Source organism: Candidatus Dependentiae bacterium, from assembly GCA_018266175.1.
GTDB lineage: Bacteria > Babelota > Babeliae > Babelales > RVW-14 > JAFEAY01.
This window is the reverse complement of the sequence record JAFEAY010000003.1, coordinates 406,191-419,653: the sequence shown is the minus strand read 5'-3', so window position 1 is coordinate 419,653 and position 13,463 is coordinate 406,191. Positions and strand designations below refer to the sequence as shown.

At 40.1% G+C, this 13,463-nt stretch carries 26 protein-coding genes; all 26 read left to right on the top strand.

Going from position 1 to position 13,463, the window contains the following annotated elements; genetic code table 11:
• The first annotated feature begins 19 nt into the window (after positions 1 to 19).
• The 26 genes from tuf (at position 20) to rpsM (ending at position 13,453) form a co-directional block, all read left to right on the top strand.
• Positions 20 to 1,210, top strand: a complete 1,191-nt coding sequence (gene tuf, locus JST56_01815) for an elongation factor Tu (protein ID MBS1987707.1) — start codon at positions 20 to 22, stop codon at positions 1,208 to 1,210.
• Between the two features lie 24 nt (positions 1,211 to 1,234).
• On the top strand, positions 1,235 to 1,540 hold the full coding sequence (gene rpsJ, locus JST56_01810) for a 30S ribosomal protein S10 (GenBank protein ID MBS1987706.1): 306 nt from the start codon (positions 1,235 to 1,237) through the stop codon (positions 1,538 to 1,540).
• Between the two features lie 23 nt (positions 1,541 to 1,563).
• A complete protein-coding gene (rplC, locus tag JST56_01805) occupies positions 1,564 to 2,196 on the top strand; it encodes a 50S ribosomal protein L3 (protein ID MBS1987705.1) in 633 nt (210 codons plus the stop codon).
• A 2-nt stretch (positions 2,197 to 2,198) separates the two neighbouring features.
• Positions 2,199 to 2,837: a 50S ribosomal protein L4 gene (gene rplD, locus JST56_01800; GenBank protein MBS1987704.1), complete on the top strand. Its 639-nt coding sequence runs from the start codon at positions 2,199 to 2,201 to the stop codon at positions 2,835 to 2,837.
• Positions 2,828 to 3,169: a 50S ribosomal protein L23 gene (gene rplW / locus JST56_01795; GenBank protein ID MBS1987703.1), complete on the top strand. Its 342-nt coding sequence runs from the start codon at positions 2,828 to 2,830 to the stop codon at positions 3,167 to 3,169. The genes rplD and rplW overlap by 10 nt, the downstream gene beginning before the upstream one ends.
• A 1-nt stretch (position 3,170) precedes the next feature.
• Positions 3,171 to 3,986, top strand: a complete 816-nt coding sequence (rplB, locus tag JST56_01790) for a 50S ribosomal protein L2 (GenBank protein ID MBS1987702.1) — start codon at positions 3,171 to 3,173, stop codon at positions 3,984 to 3,986.
• Between the two features lie 26 nt (positions 3,987 to 4,012).
• Positions 4,013 to 4,369: a 30S ribosomal protein S19 gene (gene rpsS / locus JST56_01785; protein ID MBS1987701.1), complete on the top strand. Its 357-nt coding sequence runs from the start codon at positions 4,013 to 4,015 to the stop codon at positions 4,367 to 4,369.
• A 33-nt stretch (positions 4,370 to 4,402) separates the two neighbouring features.
• Complete coding sequence (gene rplV, locus JST56_01780; GenBank protein ID MBS1987700.1) at positions 4,403 to 4,765, top strand: 50S ribosomal protein L22; 363 nt, start codon at positions 4,403 to 4,405, stop codon at positions 4,763 to 4,765.
• Positions 4,766 to 4,773: 8 nt separating this feature from the next.
• Positions 4,774 to 5,394, top strand: a complete 621-nt coding sequence (gene rpsC, locus JST56_01775; protein ID MBS1987699.1) for a 30S ribosomal protein S3 — start codon at positions 4,774 to 4,776, stop codon at positions 5,392 to 5,394.
• A 12-nt stretch (positions 5,395 to 5,406) separates the two neighbouring features.
• The gene (gene rplP / locus JST56_01770; GenBank protein MBS1987698.1) at positions 5,407 to 5,871 is read left to right on the top strand and encodes a 50S ribosomal protein L16; all 465 of its coding nucleotides are present in this window, start codon (positions 5,407 to 5,409) and stop codon (positions 5,869 to 5,871) included.
• Positions 5,871 to 6,083 (top strand): 50S ribosomal protein L29, encoded by a 213-nt coding sequence (rpmC, locus tag JST56_01765; GenBank protein MBS1987697.1) that lies wholly within the window; start codon positions 5,871 to 5,873, stop codon positions 6,081 to 6,083. Before rplP ends, rpmC begins: the two co-directional genes overlap by 1 nt.
• Positions 6,084 to 6,130: 47 nt before the next feature.
• Complete coding sequence (gene rpsQ / locus JST56_01760) at positions 6,131 to 6,382, top strand: 30S ribosomal protein S17 (GenBank protein MBS1987696.1); 252 nt, start codon at positions 6,131 to 6,133, stop codon at positions 6,380 to 6,382.
• 12 nt (positions 6,383 to 6,394) lie between these two features.
• Positions 6,395 to 6,763: a 50S ribosomal protein L14 gene (gene rplN / locus JST56_01755; protein ID MBS1987695.1), complete on the top strand. Its 369-nt coding sequence runs from the start codon at positions 6,395 to 6,397 to the stop codon at positions 6,761 to 6,763.
• 14 nt (positions 6,764 to 6,777) lie between these two features.
• Positions 6,778 to 7,092 (top strand): 50S ribosomal protein L24, encoded by a 315-nt coding sequence (locus tag JST56_01750; protein MBS1987694.1) that lies wholly within the window; start codon positions 6,778 to 6,780, stop codon positions 7,090 to 7,092.
• A 17-nt stretch (positions 7,093 to 7,109) separates the two neighbouring features.
• Entirely contained in the window at positions 7,110 to 7,655 is a 546-nt protein-coding gene (gene rplE, locus JST56_01745; protein MBS1987693.1) for a 50S ribosomal protein L5, read from the top strand.
• Positions 7,656 to 7,675: 20 nt separating this feature from the next.
• Complete coding sequence (locus tag JST56_01740) at positions 7,676 to 7,861, top strand: type Z 30S ribosomal protein S14 (GenBank protein ID MBS1987692.1); 186 nt, start codon at positions 7,676 to 7,678, stop codon at positions 7,859 to 7,861.
• 17 nt (positions 7,862 to 7,878) lie between these two features.
• The gene (gene rpsH, locus JST56_01735) at positions 7,879 to 8,271 is read left to right on the top strand and encodes a 30S ribosomal protein S8 (protein ID MBS1987691.1); all 393 of its coding nucleotides are present in this window, start codon (positions 7,879 to 7,881) and stop codon (positions 8,269 to 8,271) included.
• A gap of 11 nt (positions 8,272 to 8,282) precedes the next feature.
• A complete protein-coding gene (rplF, locus tag JST56_01730; GenBank protein MBS1987690.1) occupies positions 8,283 to 8,825 on the top strand; it encodes a 50S ribosomal protein L6 in 543 nt (180 codons plus the stop codon).
• Positions 8,826 to 8,862: 37 nt separating this feature from the next.
• Positions 8,863 to 9,219, top strand: a complete 357-nt coding sequence (locus JST56_01725) for a 50S ribosomal protein L18 (protein ID MBS1987689.1) — start codon at positions 8,863 to 8,865, stop codon at positions 9,217 to 9,219.
• Positions 9,220 to 9,273: 54 nt separating this feature from the next.
• Positions 9,274 to 9,798 (top strand): 30S ribosomal protein S5, encoded by a 525-nt coding sequence (rpsE, locus tag JST56_01720; protein ID MBS1987688.1) that lies wholly within the window; start codon positions 9,274 to 9,276, stop codon positions 9,796 to 9,798.
• Positions 9,788 to 10,255, top strand: a complete 468-nt coding sequence (gene rplO / locus JST56_01715) for a 50S ribosomal protein L15 (protein MBS1987687.1) — start codon at positions 9,788 to 9,790, stop codon at positions 10,253 to 10,255. The genes rpsE and rplO overlap by 11 nt, the downstream gene beginning before the upstream one ends.
• Positions 10,239 to 11,555 (top strand): preprotein translocase subunit SecY, encoded by a 1,317-nt coding sequence (gene secY, locus JST56_01710; protein ID MBS1987686.1) that lies wholly within the window; start codon positions 10,239 to 10,241, stop codon positions 11,553 to 11,555. Before rplO ends, secY begins: the two co-directional genes overlap by 17 nt.
• Positions 11,556 to 11,823: 268 nt before the next feature.
• Complete coding sequence (gene map, locus JST56_01705; protein MBS1987685.1) at positions 11,824 to 12,582, top strand: type I methionyl aminopeptidase; 759 nt, start codon at positions 11,824 to 11,826, stop codon at positions 12,580 to 12,582.
• A 27-nt stretch (positions 12,583 to 12,609) separates the two neighbouring features.
• Positions 12,610 to 12,837 carry a translation initiation factor IF-1 gene (infA, locus tag JST56_01700; GenBank protein ID MBS1987684.1) on the top strand — a complete coding sequence of 76 codons (228 nt, stop codon included), beginning with the start codon at positions 12,610 to 12,612 and terminating at the stop codon, positions 12,835 to 12,837.
• A gap of 42 nt (positions 12,838 to 12,879) precedes the next feature.
• Positions 12,880 to 12,996 carry a 50S ribosomal protein L36 gene (gene rpmJ / locus JST56_01695; protein ID MBS1987683.1) on the top strand — a complete coding sequence of 39 codons (117 nt, stop codon included), beginning with the start codon at positions 12,880 to 12,882 and terminating at the stop codon, positions 12,994 to 12,996.
• A gap of 67 nt (positions 12,997 to 13,063) precedes the next feature.
• A complete protein-coding gene (gene rpsM, locus JST56_01690) occupies positions 13,064 to 13,453 on the top strand; it encodes a 30S ribosomal protein S13 (protein ID MBS1987682.1) in 390 nt (129 codons plus the stop codon).
• Positions 13,454 to 13,463: the final 10 nt, after the last annotated feature.

The window sequence follows — 13,463 nt, the reverse complement described above, 5'->3', positions numbered from 1 at the left end:
TGTCTGAAAGGATACGGGAATGGCAAAAGGCGTATTTGAGCGAACTAAGCCGCATTGTAACGTAGGAACAATTGGTCACGTTGACCATGGTAAAACGACATTGACTGCGGCAATCACCAAAACACTCTCAGAGATGGGAATGGCTCAATTCAAGAGTTATGATCAAATTGATAAATCTCCTGAGGAGCGTGCTCGTGGTATTACCATTGCAGCAACTCACGTTGAGTATGAAACAAAAAATCGACATTATGCTCACGTTGACTGTCCTGGTCACGCTGACTATGTTAAAAACATGATCACCGGTGCTGCTCAAATGGACGGCGCAATTTTGGTTGTATCTGCAGCTGATGGTGCTATGCCTCAAACAAGAGAGCATATCTTGCTTGCTCACCAAGTTGGTGTTCCTTCACTTGTCGTTTTCTTAAACAAAGTCGACATGGTTGATGATGAGGGAATGATTGAACTTGTTGAAGAAGAAATTAGAGAACTTCTTAGTAAGTATGGGTTCCCTGGAACAGAAATTCCAATCGTTCGTGGTTCTGCTACTAAAGCTTTGAGCGGCGATGAAAGCGCAATTGGAAAACCTGCAATTTTCAAATTGATGGAAGCAGTTGATAGCTACATTCCAACACCTGCACGAGAAACGGACAAGCCATTTTTGATGCCTGTCGAAGACGTTTTCTCAATTTCAGGTCGTGGAACTGTAGTAACAGGTCGAATTGAGACTGGAATTGTTAAAGTTGGTGGCGAAGTTGAAATTGTTGGGTTTAAAGACACCTTCAAATCAACGGTAACCGGCGTTGAAATGTTCAATAAGGAAATGAAAGAGGGACAGGCTGGAGACAACGTAGGTCTTTTGATTCGCGGTCTTAAAAAAGAAGACGTTGAACGAGGACAAGTTCTTTGCGCTCCTGGTTCTATTAAGCCTCATAAGAAATTTAAGTGTCAAATCCTTGTTCTTAAAAAAGAAGAAGGTGGTCGCCACAGTCCGTTCTTTAGTGGATATCGCCCACAGTTCTATTTTAGAACAACTGACGTTACAGGAAGCATCACATTGCCAGCTGGTCGTGAGATGGTTATGCCTGGTGATGACGTTGAAGTTTCTGTAGAACTTGTAAGTAAAGTAGCTATGGACAAAGGGTTGAAGTTTGCAGTGCGTGAAGGTGGTCGAACCATCGGAGCTGGCGTTGTAACAGAAATTATTGAATAATTTCTTAACGTGGAAAAAGCAAAGATGAAAAAACAAAAGATACGCTTAACATTAAAGTCATACGATCACCAATTGCTTGATAATGCAGTTAAGCAAATTGTAATGACGGTAAAAAGAACAGGATCCCAGGTTTTGGGACCTGTTCCTCTGCCAAGTAGAAAACAGTACTTTACAGTTTTAAGGTCGCCTCATATTGACAAGAAATCTCGAGAGCAGTTTGAATTAACGACCCATAAACGAATTTTAGATATTGTGTCTCCTGCAGAACAGACGATGGATGCGCTCATGAAATTGAATATTTCCGCTGGCGTAGATGTAGAGATTAAGTAAGGAATCGGCACAACGAGGCTGCTATGTTAAATGGTGTTTTAGGTAAGAAAATAGGAATGACTCAGGTGTTTGATGCACAGGGTATAGTTGTACCTGTAACGGTAGTTGATGTATCAAATCAATTCGTTACGCAAATAAAGACACCTGAAAAAGATGGTTATACATCTCTTCAAGTTGGGTTGCTCAGGAAGCGATACCAAGGTAAACCTTTTTCAGAAATATGGTTAAAAGCAAAGAAAAATTACTTTGTTCATATTAAAGAAATCCCTGTTTCTGATGCTGCAAAAGATTGCGCTCTTGGACAAGCGGTAACATTTGATCTTCTTTCTTCATTGCAAGAAGGAAACAAGGTTACTGTTGTTGGAACAAGCAGAGGATTAGGTTTTCAGGGTGTTGTTAAGCGCTGGGGATTTGCCGGTGGTCCAAAAAGCCACGGTTCAAAGTTTCATAGAAAACCAGGTTCATCTGGTAACATGAGACGCCAAGGTGAAGTTTTAAAAGGAAAGAAATTTCCAGGGCACATGGGTGTTGATCGTGTTACGGTAGAAGGTCTTAAGGTTATCCGTATTGATAAAGAGAATGGTTGCTTATTTATCAAAGGTGCAATTCCTGGTAAAAAAGACTCACTTGTCTTGATTAAAACACAAGGGAAATAATTATGGCAGCTATTCGTATATTTGATAACAGTGGCAGTGCAATTGAATCATTGGATGTTGCTGTAGCGGTAACTAAAAAAGATACAAGTCCTAAGACATTTGCTCAAGCAATTAGAGTATTGTTGCAGAACTGGAGACAGGGAACTGTTGGCTGCAAGGGACGTGGCGATGTAACATCACGATCCAATAAAAAGCCATGGAAACAAAAAGGGACAGGCCGAGCACGAGCTGGAACCCCGCGCTCACCTTTGTGGCGTGGTGGTGGTGTCACATTTGGCCCGCAACCTCGTACAAGAACACTCAGCGTGAATGCTGGACAGCGTTTGTTGGTTTTTAACAATTTGCTTTTTACGGCGATTGAACGCGATAGTATCTATTGCTTTGATCTTCCACAAGGCGAAAAGGCAAGCACCAAAAATGCAGTACAAATGCTTAAAAAATTAAGCTTGGCTGATAAAAACATTGTGCTCTTTGTGCCATTTGGTGATGAAGTGACCTTTCTGTCATTTTGTAATATCCCAAATGTACGTATTTTATCATTCGATGAACCAAATGCTTATGATTTAAGTAGAGCTTCTCATTGGGTGTTTCTGAAGAAAGACATTGACCTCTTTAAAGAAATGATTGCGCGATGGAATTAAGTAAATATGATGTCATCAAGCGACCAGTGGTGACGAGTAAAAGTGCTGAATTATACCAAAAATTCGGAAAGATTACCTTCGAAGTACTTCTCTCTGCTAATAAGATTGATATACGACGAGCGGTTGAATCTATTTGGGGTGTTAAGGTTGCTGATGTCCGTACATCTCGAACCCCAGGAAAAAAGAAAATATTTGCACGCCGGGAATTTACAACATTAGGCGTAAAAAAAGCCATTGTAAAATTGAAGCCTGGTTACAAAATTGACCTTCCTGGACTATTCGAGGGCATTATGCCTTCTGAAGCTCCAGTAACAGAATCTGAAGGAAAATAATATGCCGATTGTAAACAGAAAACCACGAAACCCGTCTTTACGTACACAGCAATATATTGTTGATAAAGATTTGTCAGCAGATAAACCGCCTAAATGTTTGACTGCGCCGTTAAAAAAAACGGGTGGACGTAACGCGTATGGTCGTATTACTTCACGACATCGTGGTGGTGGTGCGAAAAAAACATACCGAATCATCGACTTTAAGCGAAGCCAGCATGATGTTGAGGGCGAAGTTGTTTCACTGCAATACGATCCAAATCGAAATCTTCCTATTGCCTTGATTAAATATTTCAATGGCTCATATGGTTTTATTTTGAAACCGGAAGGCTTAGAGGTTGGAGCGCGTGTTGTTTCAAGTGAAAAAGCCGAAGCAAAAATTGGAAATTGTATACCATTACGCAACATTCCCGTTGGATTTTTTGTACACAACGTTGAACTTACTCCTGGCCGAGGCGGCAAAATTGCTCGCAGTGCAGGATGCGCAGTTCAACTAGTAGCAAAAGAGAATAATCTTGCTGTGTTGAAGATGCCATCAGGCGAGCTTCGCACCGTTAACCATGCAAGCTGGGCGACTATTGGAACTCTTTCCAATGCCGACTATCACAATATGGTCATTGGAAAAGCTGGTCGATCAAGAAGAATGGGCATTCGACCAACAGTTCGAGGTATGGCTATGAACCCTGTTGATCACCCACATGGTGGTGGTGAAGGGCGTTCTAAATCAGGATCTCACCCAACAACTCCATGGGGCAAGAACTGCAAAGGTGTTCGCACACGACGTCGCAAGAGTTCTGCGATTTTGAAGAGAAGAAAATAAGCGCTTAGCAAAGGTTAGGAAAAAATATGGCAAGATCTATTCGAAAAGGTCCTTACGTAGACCCATCGTTGCTTGCAAAGATTGAAAAAGCCCACGGCTCTGGCAAGCGAGAAGTCATAAAGACTTACAAGCGCGCAAGCATGATTACACCAGATTTTGTAGGCTTGACAATTGCAGTTCATGATGGTCGCAAATTTACATCAGTATTTGTGACAGAAAATATGGTTGGACACGTTTTGGGTGAGTTCTCACCAACAAGAACGTTTCGTATGCATAGTGGTCAGCGACAAGCTGGTGGTAAAGCTGGTGGTAAGCCAGGAGCGGGTGCTAAACCCGGCGCTGGTGGCAAGCCAGGAGCGGGTGCTAAACCCGGTGCTAAATAGTAGGCTTTTTGATTAAAATAGGGTATAGTAATTATGGTTTCCAAAGCAAAGAGTCGATACATACGAATTTCTCCATATAAGCTTCGTTTGCTTGCGGATGTAATCCGTGGTACGACGGTTGATAAAGCTTTCTCGTGGTTAAAGACTTGTGGGATGCAGCGTGCGCGTCCTATCACTAAGGCGCTTGAATCGGCTTATGCGAATGCAAAAAATAAGAATTCAGACATTGATTCAATGGCTTCTGTTTTTATTAAAGAAATTCGCGTTGATCAGGGGCCGATTATTCGGTACTTCAAGCCTGGTGCACAAGGACGAGCAAATCCTCAGCGTAAGCGCTTGAGCCACATTGAAATTATATTAGACAGAAAAGTTAGTAAAAACATAGCCGTTAATTGAGGTGTTGTGTGGGACAGAAAGTTCATCCATTAGGATTTAGACTTGGAATTTTCGAAGATTGGCACAGCCGATGGTTTGCAAAAAAATCATACGGTGATGAGCTTATTGAAGATATTCAAATTCGCAGATATCTGAAAGATCGCTTGAATAATCTGGATATTGCAAAAATTGTTATTGAAAAAGCAGTTGGCAATATTCGCATTACCATTCATGCATCCCGTCCTGGTATGATTATTGGGAAAAAGGGGCAGGGTATTGAGCAAATTAAATATGATCTTTACAAAAAATTTAAGAAAAATATTGATATCTCTGTTCAAGAAGTACGTGCGTATGAATTGAATGCGCAACTTGTCGCTAAAAGCATTGCAGAACAACTTCAAAAACGAGCGAGCTTTAAGCGCGTTATGAAGAAAGTTGGATTTACAGCGATGAAGAGTGGCGCAAAAGGGATTAAAATTTGCTGCTCTGGAAGACTTGGTGGTGCAGAAATTGCACGTTCAGAATGGTTGCGACTTGGCTCTGTTCCATTGCACACATTGCGTGCAAATATTGACTTTGCTCTGGCTGAAGCATTAACCACGTATGGTATTATCGGAGTAAAAGTTTGGATTTGCAAAGGCGAATACTAGAAGGATATAGCCGTGTTAATGCCCAAAAAAGTAAAATTTAGAAAAGTTCAACGAGGACGTCGCACTGGTCGAGCTAAGGGAGCAACAACGCTTCAATTTGGCGACTATGGCCTTGTTTCTCTTGATAACTGCTGGGTTACAGCTCGACAAATCGAAGCGATTCGTGTAACTGCAAACAGAAAATTAAAGAAAGTTGGAAAGCTTTTTTTAAGACTTTTTCCAGACAAACCAGTTACCAAAAAACCTGCTGAAACCCGAATGGGTAAAGGTAAAGGAAGTCCAGAATTTTGGGTTGCTGTTGTTAAACGTGGACGCGTTTTAGTTGAACTTGGTGGTGGACTTCGTAAAGAAGAAGCTCAAGAAATTTTAAAAAGTGTTACATATAAGCTTCCTATGAAAACTAAGTTTGTTACAAAGGAAGAGTTGTTAGCAACTGTGCAGGCTCAATTGGAGCCAAAAGTGCAGGTAGGTGAATAATGGATAAGACTGAATTGAAACAGTTGGATGCGGTGACATTAAAGACTGAAGTTGAGATGTTAAGAAAAGAGCTTTTTAATCTAAGCTTTGCTAAAATATCTGGTCAAGTTAAAGATGTTTCTCAATTCAAAAAATTGAAGAAAAAAGTTGCACAAGCGTTGACTTTCTTGCAGCAAAAAGAGCTCAAGAATGCTAATAAGTCCAATGCTTAATGACGTGTTAAAGAGGTAATGTGACAATGGCAGATAATGCAAAAAATATGCAGACCAAACCTCAGGGCAAAGTGTACCAGGGTGAAGTTGTTTCTGATAAAATGCAGAAAACAGTGGTTGTAAAAGTGACGCGAACATTTAAACATCCGTCATTTGACAAAGTTGTGCGACGAGCAAAAAATTACAAAGTACATGATGAAAGCAATCAAGCAAAGGTTGGCGATGTTGTTGAGATCGTTGAGTGTCGGCCTTTGTCTAAGACTAAACATATGATGTTGAGTCGAATTGTTTCTCAGTAGAGGGGGATTACTATGGTACAAGAACGCACAAGATTAAAGATTGCCGATAATTCTGGCGCTAAAGAAGCCGAAGTAATCCGTGTCTGCGGAAGCACTGGTAAGCGATATGCCTACTTGGGAGATATTGTTAAAGTTGCTGTAAAAAAAGCAATCCCAGGTGGAACTGTTAAAAAAAGTGCTGTCATGGACGCTGTTATTGTTCGTACGAGAAAAGAAGTACGACGCATAGATGGAAGCTATATTAGATTTGATGATAACGCTGCAGTTATTATTGATAAAGAAAAGCAACCAGTAGGCACACGAATTTTTGGTCCTGTTGCACGTGAGCTTCGTGCTGAGGGCTATGCAAAAATTATTTCTTTGGCTCCAGAGGTATTGTAAGGTACGAGGTTGAAATGTTAAGCCGTGTTAAAAAAGATGACACCGTATATGTTCTGGCTGGAAAGGACAAAGGAAAACATGGCGTTGTGATTGCCGTAGATCATAAAAATGATCGAGTCTTGATAAAAGATGTAGGCATAGTAACGCGTCACGTTAAGGCCAGAAAAGCGGGGGATAAAAGCAAAATTGTTAAAGAAGAAAGCTTTATACCTTTGTGTAAAGTGATGCCTGTGTGCTCTTCTTGTAAAAAAGCTTGCCGTGTTCAAGTCAGATTTTTAGAAGATAGTGAAAAAGTAAGAATTTGTCACCGTTGCAAAGAAGCTTTTTAGATAAGTAGGTAAGGTTTATGAAATCACGTTTGCAAGATTTATATAAAAATCAATTGCGTGCTGAGCTGCAAAAAGAATTGAACCTAGAAAATGTTATGCAAGTTCCTCAGGTTACAAAAATAGTAATTAACGTGGGCGCAAAAGATGCAGTGAGTGATAGCAAGGTACTTACAGAAGTTAAAAATGTTATCAGTCAAATTGCTGGTCAATCAGCAGTGCGAACAATTGCAAAAAAATCCATTGCAAGCTTTAAGCTTCGCGAGGGTATGCCCATTGGTATTATGGTAACTCTGCGTGGTGAACGCATGTATCATTTTTTAGATAAACTTATTAGTGTTGTACTTCCTGCAGTGAGAGACTTCCAAGGTGTAAAAACTAAGCTGGACGGTCGTGGTGGTTACAATTTGGGTATAAAAGATTGGTTGGTATTTCCAGAAGTTGATTACGATAAAGTTGGTAAGAGTCGTGGTATAAATGTCACAATTCAAACTTCAACTTCTTCAGATGCCCACGCGTTCGCTTTGTTGAAAAAATTTGGGATGCCTTTTCAAAAAGGGCGATAAGGCTTGCTTAAGGATTTTGTATGGCACGAAAAGCGTTAATTGAAAAAGCAAACAAACCACCTAAGTTTTCAACTCGGTTGAGAAACCGTTGCAGACTATGTGGTAGACCTCGTGGATATATGCGCATGTTTATGATGTGCAGATTATGTTTTAGAAAATATGCACTTGAAGGTTTGTTGCCTGGTGTGAAAAAAGCTAGTTGGTAAATGCGGAGAATACGACGATGTCAGTAGATTCTATCGGAGATTTTTTAACGATCATTCGAAATGGGCTCATGGTTAAGAAACGCTCAGTAACCATGCCATCTTCAGGTTTGAAGGTGAACATAGCAAGCGTGTTAAAGGCTGAGGGGTACGTAAAAGATTTTCAAGTGAATGATAATGATGGCAAACCAGTACTTACAGTTCATCTTAAGTATGTTAAGGGTGAGTCTGTAATTCATGAGATTACTCGTGTGAGTACACCAGGGCGTCGTCATTACGAACGTTCAAATAATCTTGAGCGCGTTATCGGTGGTTTGGGGATTTCAATTGTAACAACCAGTATTGGTGTTATAACTGATGCTCAAGCTCGCAAGCAGTCTGTTGGTGGCGAAGTTATTTGCCACGTTTGGTAAAAGGGCGGTCTATGTCAAAGATTGGAAGAAAGCCAATTGCTATTACTACAGCAAAAGTTGAATTCAGTGGCAATCAGGTTTCTATCGCTGGCCCTAAAGGAAAATTTTTGCATGAAATACCTGCAGCAAGTCTTAAAATAAGTCTTGAAGGTAAAGTATTGCAGCTGGAAATGTTAGAAAACACTCGTCAAAACCGTATGCTTATGGGGCTTAATCGAGCTTTACTAGCGAACAAAGTTAAGGGTGTAGAAACAGGTTTTGAGCAAAAAATGACCATTGTTGGCCTTGGTTTTAAAGCATTGGTTACTGGGAATAAAGTTGTTCTTTCGCTCGGTTATACGAATAAAATTGAATATATTTTGCCTGCAGAAGTTACCTTAGAAGTTGATAAATCTGGTCAAAATTTGATCTTTAAATCGGCTGATAAATTTATACTTGGTAACGTATGCGATGCTATTCGATCATTTAGACCTCCTGAGCCTTACAAAGGTACCGGTATCGTTAGAGATGGTGAAGTTGTAAGACGTAAGGCTGGAAAAACTAAGTCTTCATAATGGTTGGTATATTCAAGAGGCTTTGGAAGGTTTTTATATGAGCATTGAACGAGATATTAAATTAAGAAAAAAACGTCGAGCATTTAGGGTTCGAAATAAACTTGCAAGCAAAGGCCTTAAGCCACGCATAACTGTATTCAGAAGCTTGCAACATATTTATGCTCAAATTATCGATGATGCAACGCACTCAACATTGTTGAGCTTTTCCTCTTTGAGTTTGAATGAACCAACTGGTGACAAAAAACTTGTCGCAAAACAAGTTGGTGTCGAGCTTGGAAAATTAGCTGTAGCAAAAGAGATCAAAGATGTTTTCTTTGACCGTGGCAGCTATTTATATCATGGCAGGGTTAAGGCCCTGGCTGATGGCCTGAGAGAAGGCGGGTTGAGTTTTTAACAATTATTTTGATTATTTGGAATGATTATGGCAGAAGAAAAAAATAAACGATCAATGGGCCAAGCAAAAGCGCCTCAGACAGAAGAATTTTCTGAATCTGTTTTGAGTGTTCGCCGCGTTGCAAAAGTTATTAAAGGCGGACGACGATTTGCATTCTCAGCACTCGTAGTTGTTGGTGATAAAAAAGGCAGCATTGGTGTAGCGCTTGGAAAAAGCAGAGAAGTTGCATCTGCAATTTCAAAAGCATTACGACGTGCAAGAAAAAATATGTTTGCTGTTCCATTGTACAAAACAACAGTGCCGTTTACTGTTGTTGGTCGCCATGGTGCAAGTACAGTTCTTATTAGATCAGCATCAAAAGGTACCGGCGTAATTGCTGGTGGTGCTGTTCGATCCATTATGGAATCTCTTGGAGTACGTGATGTACTTGCAAAAGCGTTTGGTGCTTCAAATCCACAAAACGTAGTTAAAGCGACTATTGATGGTCTGAAGAAATTGAAGTCCGCTCAGCAGATAGCGAATATGCGCGGAAAAACACTGAATGATTTGTTTGAGGTAAAGAAGAATGTTGCAGCTTAATTCATTAGAACCAATTACGAAAAAACGTAAGCGAAGAGGCCGCGGTGGATCACGCGGTGGCCATTCTGGAAGAGGTAAAGATGGTCAAGGATGTCGCTCTGGTTCAAACTCAGAAATAAAAGCTTGGTTTGAAGGCGGTCAAATGCCTTTGTCTCGAAGACTTCCTCGCCGAGGATTTAATAATCCTTTAAAGCAAGAAGTTTTTACTGTGAACTTAGACCAATTGGAAGCCTGCTATCAATCAGGAGAGAAGGTTGATGGAGCATCCTTGCGTGAAAAGAATCTTATCAAAGGTAATCGCAAAGCCCATATCAAAATTTTGGGTGATGGATTACTTAATAAGAATCTTATCGTGCATGTAAATGCTTGCAGTAAGTCTGCATCAGAAGCTATCCAAAAGGCTGGCGGTACAATACAGCTGATAGGGGAGAACGGAAGTGGTGGCACTACTTCATAATTTAAAGAATATTTTTTTCGTATCTGACTTACGAAAAAAATTGGTAGTAACGTTAAGCGTTTTCGCTGTTTTTAGATTTGGAGCGCACGTTCCAATTCCAGGTGTTGACGTTATAGCGTTGAATCAGTTGTTTAGCTCAGGCTCAGCAGGTGGTTTTCTATCATATCTTGATTTGTTTTCAGGCGGTGCATTGAAGAATTTTGCAATTTTTGCACTGGGTATGTCTCCGTATATTAGCGCATCAATTATGATGCAGCTTTTGACGGTGATGGTTCCAACGCTTGAGGCACTATCAAAAGAAGGTGAGTATGGTCGTCGTATTATTGGTCAGTATACGCGTTATTTAGCACTTGTTGTCGGAGTTGTACAAGCGCTTGGTATTGCAGTATATATTGAGCGACAGCCGGGCTTAGTTATCACTCCAGGGTGGGGATTTCGCCTAACAGCGCTGCTTTTTTTAAGCGTTGGTTCTCTGTTTGTGATGTGGCTTGGTGAGCAAATTAATACGCATGGGATTGGAAATGGAAGTTCCATGATCATTTTTGCCGGTATTGTTGCGAGCATGCCACAGGCTTTGTTTACGATCTTTGAAAACATACGTTTAGGTCAAACTGATATTCTTATGGTGGGATTGCTTGCAATATTTGCACTTCTTCTTGTTGGATGTATCATTTTCCTTGAACGGGGTGAGCGAAAAGTTCCTGTACAGTACGCAAAACGTGTTGTTGGGCGTAAAGTCTTTGGAGGTCAAACAGCTTTTATTCCGTTAAAACTTAATCCTGCAGGTGTTGTGCCGGTTATTTTTGCACAAGCTTTGATGGGTATGCCAATGACTATTGCAGGATTTCTTGCAGCATATTGGCCAGCCTTGAATCGCTTGTTAATGGATTGGTTTTATCAAGAAAAGCTTTTTTATAACGTTGTTCAATCTGGCTTGATTATTTTCTTTGCGTTTTTCTATACCGCAATTATTTTTAATCCAGCTGAATTAGCGGATAATATTAGAAAATCTGGTGGCTTTATTCCTGGGATTCGTCCAGGGCGTAAAACAGCAGAGTTCTTTGACTATCTTTTGACGCGTGTTGGCTTTCCAGGCGCAGTGTATCTTGCGACGTTGACGATATTGCCAAGCATGATAAAAAACTTTTTTTCATTTCCCGTTATGTTTAGTGGTACAGGGTTGTTGATTGTTATTGGTGTTGCACTTGATATGTCATCACAAATAGAATCACACCTCATTGAACGCGGGTATGAAAAGTTTTTGGCAAGTGGTCGATTGAAGGGACGCACAAGCCGATAAAAGTGTGAAAGTAAAAATTTGGGCCCCAAGAAGAAGATTATATTTTTCTTCTTGAGGCCCTTTAAGATCTGAAGAAGACATTTGTTTTTAAAACAAGATCAATTTGTTCTAATTCAGAGTAATTGAATTTGAAATGAGTCTATACAAATGTGAATAGCAGCTAGGCTATCACTTTTTGTATGAATAAGGATTGCCAGAAGAGTTTTGGTGAAGCTGCATCATAAGAGAATTTAAGCGTTTTTAGGCAATTCTTTAAAGATAAAACGGTATGACAAGCAAAATTTTGATAAAAAATAAGATAGCAATTGATCGTATGCGAGCTGCTGGAGCTCTTTTAGCCGAAGTAGTTACCTACATTACCCCATTCGTTATTGAAGGAGTAAGTACTCTTGAGCTTGATGCCCTTATGGAAGCTGAAATGAAGCGAGTTGGGCTTAAGCCTGAGTGTAAGGGATATGCAGGTTATCAGCATGCTACTTGTATATCAATTAATGATGTGATTGTTCATGGTGTTCCTTGCAAAGAAGATATTTTAAAATCTGGAGATTTTGTTAAAATAGATATCGTAGGCTCTTTTAAAGACTATTGTGCAGATATGGCTCGGTCTTTTTTCATTGGTGAAGTTTCACCGGTAGTTAAACAACTTGCTATTACTGCTCAGAGAGCTTTAGATGCAGGCATAGCGCAAGCAGTTGCAGGAAGAAAATTACATGATATTTCTGCAACAATACAGCAAGAAGTCGAAAAAGATGGCTTTGGAATTGTAAAGAGTTTTGCAGGCCATGGCATAGGGAAAAACCTACATGAAGCACCTGATGTTCCAAATTATGGAAGATTTGGCACAGGACCAGTTTTGTTGGAAGGCATGACGCTTGCTATTGAGCCCATGATTACTCAACATAGTCCAGCAGTTAGAATTATGGATGATGGTTGGACAGCTAAAACAGTTGACGGCGGGCTTGCTGCGCATGTTGAGGATACGATACTTATAACACGAAATGGTGCCCAAATTTTAACAAGGCCATAAGGAATATAGATTTATGAAAAGGGAGCTATGAAAAAGAAGGGCGACGTTATTGTCATGGAAGGAATTGTCGAAAAAGCATTACCAAACGCAATGTTTCAGGTAAAACTTATCGACAGTGCCCATGTAGTCCTTGCTCACGTATCGGGAAAGATGCGAATGCATTATATAAAGCTTTTGCCAGGTGATAAGGTAACTGTTGAGTTGTCTCCTTATGATTTGACAAAAGGGCGAATTATTTCGCGACACAAGATGTAAATGGTGATTTAAAGTACTTAATCTGTTGTTGTAGGAATGATCATGAAAGTAAGAACATCAGTTAAAAAAATTTGTGGTGATTGTAAGATTATCAAACGTGAGGGTGTTATTAGGGTTATTTGTAAGAAGAGTCCTAAGCATAAGCAACGACAAGGCTAAATAGTAGCTACATGTCACTGCATAACAAGTTTGAACTATTTGCAAATCTATCGTAGAGAGGTTTTTAATGGCTCGTATTGAAGGCGTTCACCTTCCAAATGAAAAGCGTGTTGAGATAGGTTTAACCTATTTGTATGGTATTGGTCTAAATCGTGCTCGAGAAATTCTTGTGCACACCAAAGTAAGTCCGGACACGCGTGTAAAAGATTTGTCGCATGAAGATGTTGCTGCAATTCAAAGGTATATTACGCAAAGCCTAAAAATTGAAGGCGAATTGCGTAAAGAAGTTACCCTGAATATTAAGCGGTTACAGGAAATCGGTTCTTATCGGGGCCTGCGCCATAAAAAGTCGCTTCCATGCCGTGGTCAGCGTACTAAAACAAATGCGCGAACACGCAAGGGACCACGTAAGTCGGGTAGTGTTGTTCCGAATAAGAAACTGGTTTCAAAAAAATAAAAGATTGAGT

Excerpts from the sequence above, each read along its gene's own strand:
- infA (MBS1987684.1), top strand. The coding sequence starts at position 12,610 with ATGAAAAAGAAGGGCGACGTTATTGTCATGGAAGGAATTGTCGAAAAA.
- rplE (MBS1987693.1), top strand. The coding sequence starts at position 7,110 with ATGAAATCACGTTTGCAAGATTTATATAAAAATCAATTGCGTGCTGAG.
- rpmC (MBS1987697.1), top strand. The coding sequence starts at position 5,871 with ATGGATAAGACTGAATTGAAACAGTTGGATGCGGTGACATTAAAGACT.
- rplW (MBS1987703.1), top strand. The coding sequence starts at position 2,828 with ATGGAATTAAGTAAATATGATGTCATCAAGCGACCAGTGGTGACGAGT.
- JST56_01750 (MBS1987694.1), top strand. The coding sequence starts at position 6,778 with ATGTTAAGCCGTGTTAAAAAAGATGACACCGTATATGTTCTGGCTGGA.
- rpsE (MBS1987688.1), top strand. The coding sequence starts at position 9,274 with ATGGGCCAAGCAAAAGCGCCTCAGACAGAAGAATTTTCTGAATCTGTT.
- rplF (MBS1987690.1), top strand. The coding sequence starts at position 8,283 with ATGTCAAAGATTGGAAGAAAGCCAATTGCTATTACTACAGCAAAAGTT.
- rpsS (MBS1987701.1), top strand. The coding sequence starts at position 4,013 with ATGGCAAGATCTATTCGAAAAGGTCCTTACGTAGACCCATCGTTGCTT.
- rpsJ (MBS1987706.1), top strand. The coding sequence starts at position 1,235 with ATGAAAAAACAAAAGATACGCTTAACATTAAAGTCATACGATCACCAA.
- JST56_01740 (MBS1987692.1), top strand. The coding sequence starts at position 7,676 with ATGGCACGAAAAGCGTTAATTGAAAAAGCAAACAAACCACCTAAGTTT.
- rplD (MBS1987704.1), top strand. The coding sequence starts at position 2,199 with ATGGCAGCTATTCGTATATTTGATAACAGTGGCAGTGCAATTGAATCA.
- rpsQ (MBS1987696.1), top strand. The coding sequence starts at position 6,131 with ATGCAGACCAAACCTCAGGGCAAAGTGTACCAGGGTGAAGTTGTTTCT.
- JST56_01725 (MBS1987689.1), top strand. The coding sequence starts at position 8,863 with ATGAGCATTGAACGAGATATTAAATTAAGAAAAAAACGTCGAGCATTT.
- rplN (MBS1987695.1), top strand. The coding sequence starts at position 6,395 with ATGGTACAAGAACGCACAAGATTAAAGATTGCCGATAATTCTGGCGCT.
- map (MBS1987685.1), top strand. The coding sequence starts at position 11,824 with ATGACAAGCAAAATTTTGATAAAAAATAAGATAGCAATTGATCGTATG.
- rpsM (MBS1987682.1), top strand. The coding sequence starts at position 13,064 with ATGGCTCGTATTGAAGGCGTTCACCTTCCAAATGAAAAGCGTGTTGAG.
- rplC (MBS1987705.1), top strand. The coding sequence starts at position 1,564 with ATGTTAAATGGTGTTTTAGGTAAGAAAATAGGAATGACTCAGGTGTTT.
- tuf (MBS1987707.1), top strand. The coding sequence starts at position 20 with ATGGCAAAAGGCGTATTTGAGCGAACTAAGCCGCATTGTAACGTAGGA.
- rpsH (MBS1987691.1), top strand. The coding sequence starts at position 7,879 with ATGTCAGTAGATTCTATCGGAGATTTTTTAACGATCATTCGAAATGGG.
- rplV (MBS1987700.1), top strand. The coding sequence starts at position 4,403 with ATGGTTTCCAAAGCAAAGAGTCGATACATACGAATTTCTCCATATAAG.
- rpmJ (MBS1987683.1), top strand. The coding sequence starts at position 12,880 with ATGAAAGTAAGAACATCAGTTAAAAAAATTTGTGGTGATTGTAAGATT.
- rplB (MBS1987702.1), top strand. The coding sequence starts at position 3,171 with ATGCCGATTGTAAACAGAAAACCACGAAACCCGTCTTTACGTACACAG.